17 protein-coding genes and 1 pseudogene are annotated in these 16204 nt (G+C 61.1%); 6 read left to right on the plus strand and 12 right to left on the minus strand.

From position 1 onward, the window contains the following. Positions 1-120 precede the first annotated feature (120 nt). From D0901_RS06020 to D0901_RS06065, 10 genes and pseudogenes are all read right to left on the minus strand, one after another. Positions 121-1113: pseudogene (locus D0901_RS06020) on the minus strand (DDE-type integrase/transposase/recombinase); the annotation flags it as partial. Between the two features lie 152 nt (positions 1114-1265). Then, a complete protein-coding gene (locus D0901_RS06025) occupies positions 1266-2078 on the minus strand; it encodes a maleate cis-trans isomerase family protein (protein WP_129139387.1) in 813 nt (270 codons plus the stop codon). Continuing rightward, positions 2075-2557, minus strand: coding sequence for a nucleoside deaminase (locus D0901_RS06030; protein ID WP_129139388.1), 483 nt, complete (start codon positions 2555-2557; stop codon positions 2075-2077). Before D0901_RS06030 ends, D0901_RS06025 begins: the two co-directional genes overlap by 4 nt. Before the next feature lie 82 nt (positions 2558-2639). Continuing rightward, complete coding sequence (locus D0901_RS06035; protein WP_129139389.1) at positions 2640-3032, minus strand: DMT family transporter; 393 nt, start codon at positions 3030-3032, stop codon at positions 2640-2642. A 69-nt stretch (positions 3033-3101) separates the two neighbouring features. Next, positions 3102-3425, minus strand: coding sequence for a DMT family transporter (locus D0901_RS06040; RefSeq protein ID WP_203234803.1), 324 nt, complete (start codon positions 3423-3425; stop codon positions 3102-3104). Between the two features lie 36 nt (positions 3426-3461). Then, positions 3462-4091, minus strand: a complete 630-nt coding sequence (locus tag D0901_RS06045; protein WP_129139390.1) for a DsbA family oxidoreductase — start codon at positions 4089-4091, stop codon at positions 3462-3464. A gap of 36 nt (positions 4092-4127) precedes the next feature. Then, entirely contained in the window at positions 4128-5978 is a 1851-nt protein-coding gene (locus D0901_RS06050) for an acyl-CoA dehydrogenase family protein (protein ID WP_129139391.1), read from the minus strand. 46 nt (positions 5979-6024) lie between these two features. After that, a complete protein-coding gene (locus D0901_RS06055; RefSeq protein WP_129139392.1) occupies positions 6025-6402 on the minus strand; it encodes an ectoine synthase in 378 nt (125 codons plus the stop codon). A 71-nt stretch (positions 6403-6473) separates the two neighbouring features. Further along, positions 6474-6731, minus strand: coding sequence for an acyl carrier protein (locus D0901_RS06060; RefSeq protein ID WP_129139393.1), 258 nt, complete (start codon positions 6729-6731; stop codon positions 6474-6476). Then, positions 6728-8230 carry an AMP-binding protein gene (locus D0901_RS06065; protein ID WP_129139394.1) on the minus strand — a complete coding sequence of 501 codons (1503 nt, stop codon included), beginning with the start codon at positions 8228-8230 and terminating at the stop codon, positions 6728-6730. Before D0901_RS06065 ends, D0901_RS06060 begins: the two co-directional genes overlap by 4 nt. Positions 8231-8605: 375 nt before the next feature. Here D0901_RS06065 and D0901_RS06070 point away from each other — a divergent pair, with 375 nt between their 5' ends. After that, a complete protein-coding gene (locus D0901_RS06070; protein ID WP_129139395.1) occupies positions 8606-9040 on the plus strand; it encodes a MarR family winged helix-turn-helix transcriptional regulator in 435 nt (144 codons plus the stop codon). 26 nt (positions 9041-9066) lie between these two features. On the opposite strand, the gene D0901_RS06075 is transcribed toward D0901_RS06070, so the two are convergent. After that, positions 9067-10170, minus strand: a complete 1104-nt coding sequence (locus D0901_RS06075) for an NAD(P)H-dependent flavin oxidoreductase (protein WP_129139396.1) — start codon at positions 10168-10170, stop codon at positions 9067-9069. Between the two features lie 92 nt (positions 10171-10262). Here D0901_RS06075 and D0901_RS06080 point away from each other — a divergent pair, with 92 nt between their 5' ends. The 5 genes from D0901_RS06080 to D0901_RS06100 all read left to right on the plus strand — a co-directional run bounded on the left by D0901_RS06080 (position 10263) and on the right by D0901_RS06100 (position 14573). Then, positions 10263-11132, plus strand: a complete 870-nt coding sequence (locus D0901_RS06080) for a LysR substrate-binding domain-containing protein (RefSeq protein ID WP_129139397.1) — start codon at positions 10263-10265, stop codon at positions 11130-11132. Further along, a complete protein-coding gene (locus tag D0901_RS06085) occupies positions 11129-12259 on the plus strand; it encodes a YbfB/YjiJ family MFS transporter (protein ID WP_129139398.1) in 1131 nt (376 codons plus the stop codon). The genes D0901_RS06080 and D0901_RS06085 overlap by 4 nt, the downstream gene beginning before the upstream one ends. Before the next feature lie 34 nt (positions 12260-12293). Then, positions 12294-12773 (plus strand): nuclear transport factor 2 family protein, encoded by a 480-nt coding sequence (locus D0901_RS06090; RefSeq protein ID WP_129139399.1) that lies wholly within the window; start codon positions 12294-12296, stop codon positions 12771-12773. Positions 12774-12858: 85 nt separating this feature from the next. Beyond that, a complete protein-coding gene (locus D0901_RS06095) occupies positions 12859-14079 on the plus strand; it encodes an AAA family ATPase (RefSeq protein WP_129139400.1) in 1221 nt (406 codons plus the stop codon). Next, the gene (locus D0901_RS06100; RefSeq protein WP_203234804.1) at positions 14076-14573 is read left to right on the plus strand and encodes a hypothetical protein; all 498 of its coding nucleotides are present in this window, start codon (positions 14076-14078) and stop codon (positions 14571-14573) included. The genes D0901_RS06095 and D0901_RS06100 overlap by 4 nt, the downstream gene beginning before the upstream one ends. A 365-nt stretch (positions 14574-14938) precedes the next feature. Here D0901_RS06100 and D0901_RS06110 read toward each other — a convergent pair whose 3' ends face one another. After that, positions 14939-15946, minus strand: a complete 1008-nt coding sequence (locus tag D0901_RS06110; RefSeq protein WP_129139401.1) for a Rossmann-fold NAD(P)-binding domain-containing protein — start codon at positions 15944-15946, stop codon at positions 14939-14941. Positions 15947-16204 lie beyond the last annotated feature (258 nt).

Raw genomic sequence — 16204 nt, forward strand, 5'->3', positions numbered from 1 at the left:
CGTCCTTGGCCTGGCCCCGCGCGGCCGTGAGTTTCACGCTTTGGCCGGCACGCTGGCTGCTAGGCTGAAGCGAACGCCTACCGCCGGAGGGAAGACACGATGATCCAAGATCCGAAGGATGTCGAGTCCCGTGTCATTGACTACCCGCTTGGTAAATAACTCAGAACGTTGGGTCTGCCATTCCTTCATCACCTGATGGGTGATTGATCCTTGAGGGGTGATTGATGGTGCAGCGCATTCTGCGGGATGTGATGGTTGTACAGACATATATAGCGTTTCAACGTCTGTTCTAGGTTTTCGCCTGAGCGATAGCGCCGAGTCGCCAGCACGTAGCTGATACGGCCGTTGAAGCGCTCCACCATGCTGTTTGTCTGGGGCCTTACCGGCTTGATCAGACGGTGCTCGATACCCAAGGCCTGGCACTCCTGATCGAACGGGTGGCGGCCGCTGGGCTTGCGCTCACCCGCCCGCGTGAAACGATCGGTGAACGACTTGCCGCTGTCGGTCAGTACCTTCTGGACCTTGAAGGGCGCTTTCTCCTCCACCCGCTTCATGAACGCCCGCGCATCCTTCGCGGACTGGCTGCGTCAAACCTCCATAGACCTAGCGCGTGGCGCGGTCGATGGCGACGTACAGGTAGCGTTTCTGCTTCTCGTCGGGCATCTGGGGCAGGTGCTTGATGTCGATGTGCTCGTAACTCGGCTCATAGTCCTTGCAAGGCTTGTGCCGAGGCTTTCCCTCATCGCCTGAGTCCCGTCGAGCCAGCTTTACCAGTGTCGCCACCCCGCGCTGCTTGAGCATGCGGTTTAGACCAGAGCGCGACAAGCGAGGATTGAAGAACTCACGTGCCACTACGAACAGGTCATCCAGGCCGAGACGCAGAAAGTCGCGCGCCGCGATCAGCACCTCCTCCTGATCAGGCGTGGCCAGCAGATTGTGACGTGTATGCGATCGATCATGGACATCATCACGATACCGTCAGCGCCGGATAGTCGCGACGGCGACTCCGTACTGGCGAGCCAGCTCGCTATCGGTGATGCTGGTGGACGCTACCTGGATCTCGGCATGGGTCTTCGGGGCCATCGTGGCCTGCTTATGCAGCTTGATGTCCATGAACCTGCTCCCTGATGAATTGCTGAATAAGCTCCCTGGCTGCTAGCAAAGGATAACTTTTACAGACGATCTGATCATCCGGGGCCCCACAATTACAGGGTGTCAATGAAAAACCGCACCATCCATGATGGCGCGGTGTAATCAAAATTTATCTAGTCAAAAAGCTTTCCATACCCTTCAATACGTACCTTAGCGTCAATTGACCGCAAGGCATCCCAGAGAATGACCTGGTTACCGGTGATCATGGAAACCCCCAAGGTGTCTTCCACGGCATCGATGATGCCCACCGAGCGTTGCCCGTTACCGCCAATGAAAACGGTGTCCGCCTCTGACTCGGCCACGATCTTGGCAATCCAGTCATATAGGCTCTCTGGCGTGATGTATTTCTGACCACTTGGTAGGCCGCACGGGGCGTGGTGAACCACGCGGAACCCTGCCGCTTCAAAGTATCGTGCTCCCAGTTCATCCAGCTCTGCGTCGAACCACGGTGGGTTGACGATTGCCAGCCGCTTGGCGTCCAGCTTGGCCAGCGCACGCTCCGTGCTCAGACACGTAGAGACGAGCGGTAAATCTCTGGCCCGGGGGCGCAGGCGCTCTATCAGAGCTCGCTCGCCATCAGGGCCGTGCTTGTACGCCGAGCTGGTAAAGGCCAGACCGACCGCATCCAGCGGCGACGCGGCTAAGCTTTCAACGGCCTCATCGACATAGGGCGGCTGGGCAAAGGAAGCCACTGGATCATGAGGGATTTTTTCATCCATCTCGCCGCCGGCGCGCATGGCAGAGAAATACAGGCGACTGCCGTGGATAGTGATGTCATCGGTGGCCATCGCTTGAAGCTCAGCTTCCGGACCGACGTCCGCATGCGGGACGACGGTGCCAATGCGGATCGTCCTGTTCCAGCCATCCGGACGAAATAGGGCGGTTGCGTTCGCTTTGGCCTGGGCCGGGTTTAGAGGGGCATTCACAGAAAGCTCCTTTTTCGTTTCCAAAGATTGAACGGCTCAAGAGCCTGAGTTGTGGCGTGCTTATAGACAGCCATGGGCCAGCGATCCGGAAAGTTAGCCAGCACCTGATACGTGCCGCGGTAATCGAAACCGGCCTCGGCGGCACTATCCCGGTCGACGGCGTAGACCACCTCGTCGATTCCAGAGAACAGTGCATTGAGGTAGCACATGGCGCAGGGTTCGCCTGACGCGATTAACGTCGCCCCGCGTAAGTTTGGGGAGCCCACGTTTCGGCAGGCATCACGAATGGCCTCTACCTCTGCGTGGGCGGTAGGGTCATGTTGCTCGAGAACACGGTTGACTCCGCGTCCCAGCACTTTACCCTTGGCGTCGACCACATAGGCTGTGAACGGGATGCCGCCGCCACGGACATGCTCCATGGAATACGCTACTACATCTTCCATGAGGCGAATGATGTGGCCCGGGGGGGGAGTCGACATGGGTATCTCCAGTGATGAGATATTCTGAGCGAAAGGGCAAGCGAGAAATAAGCCAGCCCCTTCGCTAAAAGGCCATTGATCTTCAGGAAGCTACTAACCCTGACTCCTCCGGCTGTAACTTCTCGCTGCTGGCGAGTTTCAGCCAGATAACCCCGGCGATGATCACAGCCAGCCAGATGGTTTGGGTTAGCGTCAGGGATTGATCGAGCAGAAAGCTGCCGAAGACGGCCGAGCCCACTGCGCCGATTCCCGCCCATACGGCGTAGCCAATGCCGACGTCGATCGTTTTCAGGGCCACGCTTAAGGCATACAGGGTGAGGAGGAAGAACACGATCGCGGAAATCGACCAGCTCAGCACGGTAAAGGCTTGGCTCCCCGCGACACTGAGGGCATAGACAATTTCGAAAGCGCCAGCGAGAAGCAGCATGACCCAGGCGCGACCGGTACTGGTTTGGTTGCTAGCAGTGTTGGACATGACATTTTCCTTCGATAGTCTGTTAAGCAGTAAATATCGTAATTACGGTAATATTCCTTGCGCTTGGCCTCAGGCCGCCCCACTGAGCCGAAGCCCGATGACACCGCCTATCACCATGGCAATGCCGGAAAGCTTTCTCAGGTTGAGACGCTCCTGGAAGAACACGGCCCCAAGGACGACAATTCCGACGCCAGCCACCGAGGTCCAGATGGCATAGCCAACGCCGACATCGAATTCGAGCAGAGCAAGGCTGAGGAAGAAGGTGGCAATGGCGCCACTGACGAGGGTGGCGATCGTCCACCACAGACGAGAGAAGCCCTGTGCGTTGCCGGCCGAAAAGGCCACAGAAATTTCAAACAGCACAGCGATGCCAAGGTAAATCCAGCTGATCATGATTAATGCTCCTGCAATGTATTGAGTGGCGTGGGGCTAGCGTGGGTTACCTGCCACTTCCGTGGCAGGGGTGGGAGAGGTGATCCGGTCGACAGCCCGGCGCAGTTCACCCGGCGTGGGAACACCGCGGAAGATCTGCTCGCCGATCACTATAGTGGGGACAGAGGTGATCGCCATGTCCTCACGTGCGTGCCGAAGGGCTTCTTGATGCTGCTCACGATAAGTACCGTCAGCCAGCGCCTGAAGAACGGCCCCACGCTCAAGACCTACTTCAGCGCCCAGATCAGCCAGGACTTCTGCGTGGCCGATATCCTTTTCTTCCTGGAAGAAGGCTTGCAGGGCACGCATCGAGAAGGCGTGTCCAAGCCCTTGCTCATCAGCCATGGCGAAGACCTCGAATGCCTTGTCAGTGCGTGGCTGGGGCGACAGCGAGGGCAGCTTGATCGGCACGCCGAGACGCTCGGCCATCGGATATACTGATTGCTTCCAGACCTGAGGCAGATAGGGATCCTCGACACGCAGGGTCGGTACCGGCTCTGGCCGCAGTTCGTAGGGCCGCCACTGGATATCGATGTCTTGCCCCTTGATCACATCTTCGATGACATGCTCTGCCAACAGGCAATATGGGCAGACATAGTCGGTATAGATCGTGATGCTCTGGCTCATAGGTTCACCTATGGTTGTGCATACATATACCGGGAATTACAACACGGCCCCGGACGTTTTGGCTTGGGGTACCCGTCCTCCAGGGGTGACCATGCCAGGGTGATAGGTGTTCACCAGTTCGATCAGCTCAGCGTAGCCAGGATTGGTAAACACCATGGGATCGTCGAGGTAGTTCATGGCCAGGCCACCACTGAACGGCTGGTGTATAGCACTGCTATAACCATCGAATTCGAGTGGCTCGATCCCGTAGAGCTTGCACAGCAGCTTGTTGAACACCGGTGAAACCTGCAGCCATGCGTCGCCGACCTTCACCTCGTTGTACCAGTGGAGGAACACATCTCCGCCGACCAGGTCCTGCAGTTCAGGTGTGGCGATGTGATTGATCACACGGCTAGCCACGACGCGGCAGGCCAGACCCTGAGAGCGGCAAGCGGTGGCGTACAGTAGCGCCTTGTGCAGGCAGAACCCGCGGCGGTCATTCACGATCTGGCTGGCACGAAGACCCGCGTTGCTGATGTCGGTATCGAATACCTCATAAGCGATCTTGTCGCGTACGGCGTAAAAAAGCTTCACCGCCGTTTCGCGCTCATCAAGCGGCTCATCACCAAGGGCGACGCTGACGAAGGTCTGCACATCGTCGTGCAGGAAGTCGAGCAGCTCGCTATGAGTGCGCTCGACGTCGACCTGTCGCACAACGCGGGTTTCCGAACGGACGACCTCTCTACTGGCGATGTCCTCGGCAGGCTTTGCCTTGCCCTGGCTGATCCCCAGCATGGCAGCAATTCGTCCCCGCTGGATCTCGTTGGTGCCCGAGTAGATGGGGCCAGCCAGTGCGTTACAGACTTCCGTGCCCAGGCCGTTCGAGGCGATATAGCCATACCCGCCATGGATATGAAGGGCGTCGACAGAGGTCGCCAACGCGTTCTCGCTGACAAACACCTTGGCAATCGCGACTTCGGTGGTGACATCCTTGTTGGCAATCATGCGGTCGGCAACGTGATAGAGCCATTGGCGGCTCAACTCATAGCGGATTTTCATATCGGCAACCTTGTTGGCGACCGACTGGAAAGAACCGATGGACGTGCCGAACTGGCGCCGTGAGTTGGCATAACGAACACAGCGGCCCAAGCGACGCTTCATCTCGCCGACGCTGATGATGAAGGAGTAGAGAATCTCTCGCTGCATCACATGGCTGAGCACGAAGAACCCGGCACCGCGGCGGCCAACCATGTTCTCCTTGGATACCCGGCAGTTGTCGAGAGCGAGCTCACACAACGGGGATGTGCTCAACCCGACCTTTTCCATGGTGGGTCCGAGGTGCACACCAGGCAAACGGGTATCCACCAGAAAGGCGGAGACACAGTCGGCGGTAGCCGCCTGGCTGGTCTTGGCGTAGACCACTATCACGTCAGCGACCGAACCGTTGGTCACGAAAGCCTTGTGGCCATTGATTACGAAGTCATCACCGTCCTCATGTGCAACGGTGGTCATGCTCAGAGCATCTGATCCGGCATTGGGTTCGCTGATGGCGTGGGCGCCGATCAGTTGTCCAGCGACCAGCTCATCCATGTACCGCCCCTTGAGTTCGGGGCTTCCGAACTTGTCGAGCGCAGTTATGGTACTGGCCAGGTGGGTGGCGACAGAAAAGGCTAAGCCAGAGTCCTTGCAGACTTCGCCGAGCCTCTCGAGCGATGCCATGGTCGACAGAATGGCCTCGCGCTTTGACTCGGCATTGGCAGCACGCCGGAAAATCCCGGAACTGGAGACTGCCTGCCACTTCTCACGCGGGAACTCACTGTCCGTGGGGTACTCCACATCTAGGGCTCGGGCAATGGCGTCGATCGATGCCCGAGCCTGTTGCGTAACCTGTTTGTCCTGATAAGGCATAGAGCAATGCGTCCTTTCGGTAGCTGCTGAAGAGTTGAGGCAAGTCTTAGTATTGCGAAAAGCCGTCGGCACTCAGCTTGTGGCGCTCTTCTCCGGTAAGGGGCGGGTTGAACACGCTAACCAGGTGCATGTCTTCGCCATCGTCGGCCTTCAGGATGTGTGGGTCGTGCTGATCGAGCACATAAATGGAGCCCGGCTCAATGAAGTGATGCTCACTGCCGTCGGCGGAAAGTACGCTGCCACGACCGGAGATACAGTAGCAGGCCTCGAGGTGACGTCGATACTGTAGGCGTGACTCCGAGCCGGCATTAACCACGGTATGGGCAACAGTGAAGCCCATGCCGTCCTGCTCGGTCAGCATGCGATGGCTGGTTCCGTTGCCCCATTGGATGCCGGCGATATCGTTGCGCTTACGTGTGAACATGAGGGTTCTCCTTTCGAGTAATGTCTGTCGTGATTTTGGGGGTAGAACGGGTGAGTTATTTCGGCTTGGGCTCAGACAACGCCACTGACCGTGTGCTTTTCGATGAAGGCCTTGACCTTGTCGACCGAATTGAAGTCTTCAGGCGCGATTTCTATGTCGGCGATCGGGATGTCGTACTCCTCTCCAATCCAGGCGACGAGACGGACCAGCGACAAACTGTCGATGATGCCGGTACCCAGAAGGTCGGCATCGGTCGGCAAGGTTGCCGGATCCACATCCGGGGCCAGTTCTTCACAGATGTACCTTTTGATGCTCTGTTCATGAGTCATACGGATTCGCTCCCTTGTGGCTGGATGAATTGGGCGAGTGATTTCCGATCCGGCTTGCCGGTCGAGGTCGTGGGAAGTGGGTTTTCATGAAAATGAAAACGCCGAGGCACGGAGGTTTGGGGTAAGTGCTGAGCGCAGTAGATGCGCATGGCCATGCCATCAAGCGAGTGGCCGGAGCTGGGCTCGACCACGGCATGCAGGATGACGCCAGCAATCTCATCGTTCACCGGGATCACTACGGCGTTTTTAACGATCGGCATCTTGGCCAGGGCCTGCTCAATGTCTTGCAAGTTGGTACGTACGCCGCGCACTTTGACGATGAAGTCTTTGCGGCCGAGCAGATTCAGCTGCCCATGCTCGTCTCGAGCAACCCGGTCACCCGTGCGGTAATAGGTGTGATACCCGTCTTGCTCGGGATAGAAAGCCTTGGCTGTCAGACTGGGGTCGGTGTAGCCGTGGGCAAGGAAGGGCGTCGAGGTGTGCAATTCACCTTCACCAGGGCCGGCGAGCTCGCTGCCATCTTCCGTCACGATGCGATAGGCCACACCGGTAATTGGGCCGCCCAACGGCAGTCGCTCATGGCGCACAATGGCCTGGGCATCCGCCGAATAAACGAAGCTATCGTTGGTTTCGGTACAGCCATAGATGTTGTGAAACGTTGCTTGTGGGAAGGCGGCTGCAACTCGTTCCCGTAAGGCTTGGGGAGTTGTGTCACCGGTGAACACCACATGCCGCACCCTGTCCATGACCTGCACGTAGTGTTCCCCGGCTGGGCAGAGCAAGTTGTAAAACATCGGCACTGCTTGAATGAGATCGGGGCGCTGTTGATGGACCAGGCGGCGGAGGTAATCTGACTGGGTTGCACGTGCAGTATCGGCCAGGATCACGGTGGCGCCTTGCATGAGAGGCGTCCAGATTTCGAGCAGGCTCAGGTCGAAGTTGAGCGGGGCATAGCTTAGGACACGGCTATCCCGGCGCACCTGGAAATACTCGGCCCCCCAGCCGAAGAAGGCATTCACTCCCTCGGCGCTGAGCTCGACGACCTTGGGGATGCCCGTGGAGCCCGAAGTGGTCAGCATGAGCGGACAGGTGGCGTCAGCGTAGGCGCTGGGGATAGCTTCCTGGATCGCGGCGGGTACTTTCACCGCAATGCTTGGCCCGTCTGAATTGCTTTCGGCTGATAGCTCGCAAAACACGCCAGCAGAGGAGAACATAGTAGGTTTGACGGTGTCGCCCAGCCCAGGCGAAACTGCCAGCGGTGTGTGACCTCGCTTGCCCAAGGCCAGCATGAGCGCCAGAGTTTCTACCGTCTTGTCCGCGGTGACTGCAATCGCCACGTTGGTAGGTAAATGGAGCGTGGCCAAGGCCGTTTCGTATTGCGAAATCCGAGACCAAAACTGACCATAGTTCCAGGCAGTCGTATCCGTGAGCAAGGCAATCGCTTTGGGATAGTGAGCCGCACTGTCCGCGAGTGATGTGAGCAGAAGAGGCAGTTTCATCGGGGGAGCCCATCCAAGAGTAAGCTATTAATTTGCTTGTATGCGCAAGCAAATTTAGATTAGCTATTCATGCACAAGGCGTCAATATGCTTGTGCATGCAATCAAATGAATTTTTCTTTGCATTTTTCTTTCGTGGATGCTAAAGCAAGGATGTGTGTTAAGTACATGAAAATTAATATTTTTTGCTATGCATGTCGGTGGTGAGCGATACGATAGAAGGGGGAGTCTGTCTTTAGCACCAAAAGATATGGCAAAAGGCTTACACGGATTGAGGTTCAGGCTGACAAGGGGATAAGAATTTGGCTAAAATATGCATGTACAACTAATATCTATAACGATATTCCTAAATTTTGACAGCTTAGATGAGAACAGCGATGCCCCCGAAATCGGTAGTTTGGCAGCAGGTGAGGAATGTCTTCGAATTGGTCGAGAACCAGTTGGCGAAAGCGCTCCAGAGTGAGTATGGCTTGGGGCTGACGGAGTATCGTGCTCTCCAATTGCTAGATGCGGCACCAGATTCGGAGCTGCGCATGCAGGAATTGGCCCGGCGACTGGGATTGAACCAGAGTTCTGTCACTCGTCTGGTCGAGCGGATGGAGCGTAATCAATACACCATCCGTGATGTGTGCCCCAATGATAAGCGTGGAGTTTATACCGTTATTACAGAGCGTGGTCATCAGATTCAGAAAGAAGCAGGAAAGGATTTCGATGCTTTCCTGAACGCAGCCCTTTTAGAAGCTGGCAGCCAACCCGGCAATAGCCACATCGTTAGCTGTCTGCATCGAATGCTCCAGCAGTCAGCCATCTGAGCTTGCGCTCGACGCGTTTTCTCTGATCAGCAAGGACTGGGTAAGGCACTAGGGAGGCTTTCCACATCGGTGCCGTCTCGCCATTCCTGAATCAACTGGCTCACGAGTTCGCCGGCGGGGAATTCGCGTGCCAGTGGCGCGCTCTGGCCGGCCCAGTGTGCCGCGAATTCATGATGGCCGAGGCCGGCTGCCGCCGCGTTGAGCCGCTTGGCCGCGTCGTACGCCACGGGGTAAGCGGGGGGCATAGTTTCGGGCATGGCATCGGCATGGCGAATCAGGCGATTGAGGATGCCGCGCGCCGGGCGCCCGGACAGCGTCGTGGTCATGCGGGTCGTCTCGGCGCGTTCGCTCTTGAGGGTCGAGCAATAGCCGTCGTTGGCCGCCGATTCGGGGCACAGGATAAAGGCCGTCCCCAGTTGGGCGGCAGATGCACCCAGCGCCAGGGCCGCCCGGATGCCCTGGCCATCCATGATACCGCCGGCCGCGACGATCGGCAGGGCCAACTCCTTGACCAGCCGGCGAACGAGCACGGCCATGCTCAATCGTTCATCGTCGGCCTGCGGATCGAAGCAGCCGCGATGTCCGCCCGCTTCATCGCCCTGGGCCACGATTGCGTCGACGCCCCGCGCCTGGATCTCTCTCGCCTCCTGCAGGTTGGTCGCCGTCGCCAGCGTGTAGATGCCGGCCTCCCGCAGGGCGCGTATCCGCGCCTCGGACGGCAAGCCGAAATGAAAGCTGACCACGGCGGGGCGCGTCTCGAGCAGCATCTCGAAGGCCGCCTCGTCCTCCAAGAAGCTGCGGTAGATCTCCTCGAGCCCGGTCGGCGGCTCACCGCCACTTTCCCGGAACAGCGGTGCCAGGTGCGCGAGCCAGGCCGCTTCCCGGGCCGCGTCGCGCACTGCCGGGGCATGGCAGAAGACGTTGACGTTGAACGGGCGGGATGTCAGCGCTTGGGTCCGTTCGATCATTGACCGGGCCTGCTCGACGCTGCTGGCGCCGATGCCCAGGGAACCCAGGCCGCCGGCATTCGACACGGCTGCTGCCAACTCCGGCGTGGCCACGCCAGCCATCGGCGCCTGGATGATGGGCTGAATGCCGAGCCGGTCGGTCAGGGGATTCGACGATGTCATGGGAACGGCCTCCACGAGTACGGGAACGATGGCTTTCATTTGTTCTCAATTTGAGAATAAAATAGACCAATGAATTTCAAAAGGCGAACGATGTGGATCTGGAAACCCTGAAAATCTTCGAGGCCGTCGCCGCCGAGTTGAGCGTGACCCGCGCCGCCGCGCGGCTCGGGCGTGCGCCTTCCAACGTCACGACGCGCATACAACAGCTGGAGGCGGAGCTGGGCGCAGAGCTGTTCATTCGCCTCGGCAAGCGCATCACGCTCTCGACGGCGGGGCAGCGCTTTCTGACCTACGCACAGCGCCTGCTGGCGCTGGAGGACGAGGCCCGGCAGGCCGTGGGCGGTAGCGCTGGCGGCAGCCTGCGCATCGGCAGCATGGAAAGCACGGCGGCCAGTCGGCTGCCGGCGCCGCTGGCGGCCTTCAATCGCGCCCATCCGGCGGTCCGGATCGAGGTCAGTACCGGCCCCACGGGGCCGCTGGTGGAGCAGGTGCGCGACGGGCGGCTGGACGGCGCCTTCGTGGCACTGCCCGCCGAGCTGGAGGATGCCGCCAGCCTGGCCGAGATGGGGCTGCAAAGCGCGCCGGTCTGGGAGGAATCGCTGCTGCTGCTGTTGCCGCCCGCCGACGCCGGGGCCACCGCACCGGCGGAACTACGCACTCGCACCCTGGCGGCCTTCAAGCCGGGCTGCACGTATCGAGCCCTGGCGGAGGATCGGCTCGGCATCGTCGCCGGAAGTGAGTGGCGCGTTCAGGAGCTGGGGTCCTACCACGCCATGATGGCGGCCGTCGCCGCCGGATCCTGCGTCACTCTGCTGCCGCGCAGCGTGCTGGACGTGAGCCGTGTGGCGGATGACCTGGCCACGCTGGCGATGGGCAGCGTCACCACGCATCTGCTGTGGCGCTCTGGCTACGAGACGCCTGCGTTCCAGGCATTCGCGGGTCAGTTCCTGGGGGAGGCATGAGCCGGCTTCCCGCATGGATACGCTCCGCCATCGACGCGGCGCTGGTCATGGCCATCGGCATGGGGTTCGGCCGTTTCGCCTACACGGCGCTCTATCCGCACATAGTGGAGGAGGGCGTGCTGAGCCTGAGCGGCGGCAGCCTGGCGGCGTCCGCCAACTACGCGGGCTATCTGATCGGGGCGCTGCTGGCGGTCAAGGCCCGGCCGGCGAGCGCCCATCGCTTCTGCCTGTGGGCGGTGGCAGGCACGGCGGCGTGCCTCGCCCTGCTGGCCGTGCTCGATGCCACCTGGGCCATCGTCGCCATGCGCGGTATCGCTGGCATTTTCAGCGCCATCTCCATGGTCGCCGCCTCGGTGTGGCTGCTCGAGCACCGCCAACACCTGCAGGGCGCGCCGCTGCTTTACGCCGGGGTAGGCGTCGGCATTGCCCTGTCGGCCGAACTCGTCGTGGTGGCGTCGCGGCTGGGGCTGGAGAGCCCGGGGCTGTGGCTGATGCTCGGCGTCAGCAGCCTCGTGCTGGGCGGCCTGGCCGTGCCGGGGCTGACGACCAGCACAGCACCCGAGTGGCCTTCTTCGACGGTGCCACGGCAGGGCGAGGTGGTCAGGGCGTTGCCGCTGGTGACGATCTATGGCCTGGCGGGCTTCGGCTACATCATCACCGCGACCTATCTGCCGTTGCTGGTCAAGACGGCGTTGCCCGACGTCGATTCCGCCCACGTCTGGGCAGTGTTCGGCCTGGGTGCTGCGCCGTCGTGTTTTCTCTGGCATCGCCTGCATCGGCGTTTCGGCACCCGGCGCTCACTGGCAGGGAACCTGGGCCTCCAGGCGTTCGGCGTCGTGCTGCCCATCCTGGTGCCCGGCGGTGTGGGCTACCTGGCCAGCGCCTTGCTGGTCGGCGGCACCTTCATGGGCACCGTGACCATCGCCATGCCGGCGGCACAGCAGGCCGCCCGTCGCGCTCGCGGCAACCTGCTGGCCGGCATGACCCTGACCTACAGTATCGGTCAGATCATCGGCCCCCTGGCCGCCACCGGCCTCCACGCCATTAGCCACAGTTTCCAGGGCGCTCTGCTGGCCGCCGGCGCTGCGCTCCTGGTCGGGGCCAGCATGAGTCTTGCCGCGCTGTGACGTTTTCCCATCCGGCCCTGTAAAGGAGTCCGCCGTGCAAACCGCCGATCCCGATGTCTTCGTCCCGATCAACGATCTGCTGTGTCGTTTCTTCCACTGCTTCGACCGGCGCGACTGGCCCGCGATGACCGAGTGCCTCATGCCCGAAGTGTCGATCGACTACGCCTCCTCGGGGCGGGAGCCGCCGTCGACGATGCCCGGCGAGGCGTTCGTCAGGCGCCGTCAGGCGGCCGCCGACACCCTGACCAAGCAACACAGCTTCTCCAACCTGCGGGTCACCCAGGATTCCGATGGCCACGTGGCCATCGCCAGCTGCCACTACCTGATCCTGCGGTTCGAGCTGTCGCGGGAGCTTGCGGCCGGCGAGGAGAACGTCTTTCATTCCTGTGGCAGCTATGAATTCCAGCTGTGCCAGGTGAGGGGCGAATGGAAGATAGCGGGCATCAAGCAGCAGGCGCTGCAGAGCTGGGGCAATGCCAGCCTGCATGCCGGCTCGGCTCAGGGGAAGGCGTGAGCCGTCACCATGGGCGATCAGTCGACCGCCCTTCACTAACATGCCAGACTTCCACGTCGAACCCTCACTGGCGGAATGCCTCTGAATGAAGCTCAAGTGCCTGACACTGGAAAACTTTCGCGCCAAGCCCTCGCTGTCGATGACATTGGGGCCGCGCCTGACCCTGCTGATGGGCGCGAATGGCAGCGGCAAGACCACGTTGCTGGACGGGATCGCCATCGGGCTCGGTGAAATCCTCACCTATTTGCCGGGTGTGTCGGGCATGACCTTCAAGAAACGCGGTGACATCCATCAGCGGGATAACCGCCTGGCTCCCTACACGCGGATTAGCCTGGAAACCCCGCGGGGGCTGGGCTGGGACCGCCTGCAGCGACGCGACAACAGCAGGAAGACGGCCGGCGAGATCCCCCCGGGACGAGGCGTCAAGGCGCTCAAGCAGCATCTCGACAGCGCCGTGATCGAGCCCTGGGCGGCCGGTGAATCCTTTGAGCTGCCGGTGTTCGCCTATTACGGCGTCAGCCGCGCCCTGCTGGATCTGCCCCTGAGTCGCAAGGGGTTTCCCAAGTCACACGAACGCTTCGATGCCCTGGCCAATGCGTTGAACGCCGATACGCGTTTCAAGGCGGCCTTCATCTGGTTCTACAACAAGGAAAACGAGGAACATCGCCTGCAGAAGCAGTACAAGAGCTTCGATGTGACACTTCCCGAGCTGGACGCCGTCCGCCGTGCCATCACGCGATTGTTTCCGGACCTCTCCGAGCCGCATATCGAACTCAATCCGCTGCGTTTCGCGGTGAAGCAGGAAGGCGAGTGGTTGAACATCGCTCAGCTCAGCGATGGCTATCAGACCTTGCTGGGGCTGGTCATCGACCTCAGTTCGCGAATGGCCATGGCCAACCCGCACCTGGACGATCCGCTGGCAGCCGAAGCGGTGGTGATGATCGACGAAGTCGATCTGCACTTGCATCCCGAGTGGCAGCGGCGAGTGCTGGGAGACCTGCTCGCCACCTTTCCCAATACCCAGTTCATCGTCACCACGCACAGCCCCTTTATCGTCGAGGCGCTCAACAATCACCTCAAGCGCAGCCAGATCGACGGCCTCGAGATCGCCAGCGAGCCCATTCGGGCACTGCTGCCGCTATCGCCGGAAGAGGTGGCCGCCTATCACGTGACGCCGGACGAGGCTCAGTCGCTGATGGATGCCGATCTGGGCCTGCTCGATGACACGCTGCTCGGCCACTTCAATGCCATCAATCGTCTCTATGACGAGATGCGGGATATCGAGTGGGAGCATCGCGAGGCATGAACCTGGGCGAGTATCAGCACTGCGTGTGCCGCAAGATGGGCAACACACAGGCGCAGTGCCTCGGGGAGTACACGCTCGGTGAGCAGGGCAAGCTGGTTCGCCTGACCCCCAAGACAGGAGAGCGGGGCGTCGCTGTCGTGCTGGATGGCTGCGTGTTGCGTGACAACCAACCGAAGTGCGATGGCCTCTTCCTCTGGCAGGGCAATCAACGCCATGCGGCCGTGCTCGTCGAACTCAAGGGAGCCGGTGATATTCCGCATGCCTTCGAGCAGTTGGCCTATGTGAAGCGTCATCGGGTGGAATATCGGCAGCTGGTGGCTTGCCTGGAAGAGGAAGCCCGCGGACGGGTAGCGGAAAAAGCCGTGGTGGTAACCAATGGCCTGCTGTCCAAGCCGGAACAGGAACGGCTGGAGAACCACCACGATATCCGCGTGATGGCCGTCATACACTGCGAGGCCAGTTCGCCGATCCCGGAGATACGAGACTATCTCTGAGCGGCGAGCGCCTCACCCAGCCGGTCCACCTCGGCGGCCAGCCTCATGTCGATGACGTGGAGATGCTCCGTCCAGTCGTCGACGTGGGCCAGTCCCACCTTGCCGTCCGAAGCGTGGCGGTAATCTCCACCGCAGCCACCACCGGCCCCACGGCGGTCATCAAGGGCGTGAAACGCGCCCTCAGTACGGGCCGTATTCGGCGTGTGCCGCCATCACGAAGAGCATGGAGCGACCGTCGAGCGTGGTTAGCGGCGCTGGTGTGCGCGGTGTCTGGTTTATCCCGAGGGTCTCCCTCCGCTTATGAACGCCACCGCCATGGTGGGTAGGGGCGTGGGTGTCAAGGCTTCGTCACTCGCTCTTGGGCATTACGCTGCCTCGAGCGCCACTATCTGCCCACCGACCTGGCGGAACCGTTCCAGGTAGCTCGCCGGCTCGAGCAACTGGTACGGAAAGTAGAGCCCGGCGGGTGTGGGCGGCTTGCTGTCGAGCCCGAGAAGGCGTTCGAGCACCAGGGCGACACCCAGCCCCGTCAGCGGCATCTGACCCTCGGGATGGATCACCGCATGGCGCGAGCGACGGGCTTGCCCGGCGTGGTCCTCCCCGGCGAGTTCGATCAGGATCTCGGTTGACATCGGCTCGCCGCGACGGCGGCTGGAACTGACCCCGATGGCCAGGTTGAACTCGACGTTCGGCGCGCCGGTGGCGGTGGCGAGGCCGAACACGTCATGGGGCGACAGGGCCGTGGCGTCCATCGCCGTGCCGTCGGCGGCATGTAAGGTGGCCGCGAGATCCTCGCCCCGGCGCCAGATCCAGGCGCCCTGCCGGCGCACCTGCACGGCGGGAAGGGCCTGTGTCTGTCGCTCCAGATCGTCGAAGGAGGCGGGGCCGCCTTCGTCCAGCTCATCCAGCACGGCGCCGAGGCGAACCGCGTCGACATGACGAAACGCCCTGGCAAATTCGAGCGTGGGAATCGTCGTCGCCCCGACCAGCCATTCGGTCCCCAGGACCACCGGTGCGGCGTTCGGCCGATGCATGTAGGCCGCAACCTCGGGCCCGGTTTCGTTCATGGCGGGGGAGATGCTGAGGTAGGGCACGCCGTGTCGCTGGGCGAAGCGCAAAGCGGCGACGGTCGTGTCCGTGAAGAAGATCGCAATGGCCCCGATGGGGCGTCCGCCGAGTCCGAGATCATCGGCAGCGAGATCGACCGTCGTGCCTTCGACGTTACCGATGTCGGCGGCCGCGCGTTGCGCCTTGGCCAGCTCGCGACCGCCGATCAGCAAGGGGATGTCCGGGTGGGCATCGCGCAGCAAGCGTGCGGTGTGGCGGCCGACGATGCCGGCACCGCCGATGAGCAGTAGGGGGGCGGCTGACATGAGAAGTCTCCGAGTTGAATGAATAAAACCTACCATGAGTAGGTTGTGGTAACGCTAGCCTACTCATGGTAGGTTTTCAACATGCCAAAACACGAAGGAAAGGGTGGGCCGTGAAGCGCACGACACGCGAGACAAGAGAGGCAACGGGGCAGCGGCGGCTTTCCGGGCCCGAACGGCGCCGCCAGCTGCTGGATACGGCACAGCGCATCGTGCGCGAAGAAGGGGCGGATCGGCTCACGTTGGGTCACCTGGCGGCGC

Origin of the sequence: Modicisalibacter coralii (assembly GCF_004117855.1) — a bacterium.
GTDB lineage: Bacteria > Pseudomonadota > Gammaproteobacteria > Pseudomonadales > Halomonadaceae > Modicisalibacter > Modicisalibacter coralii.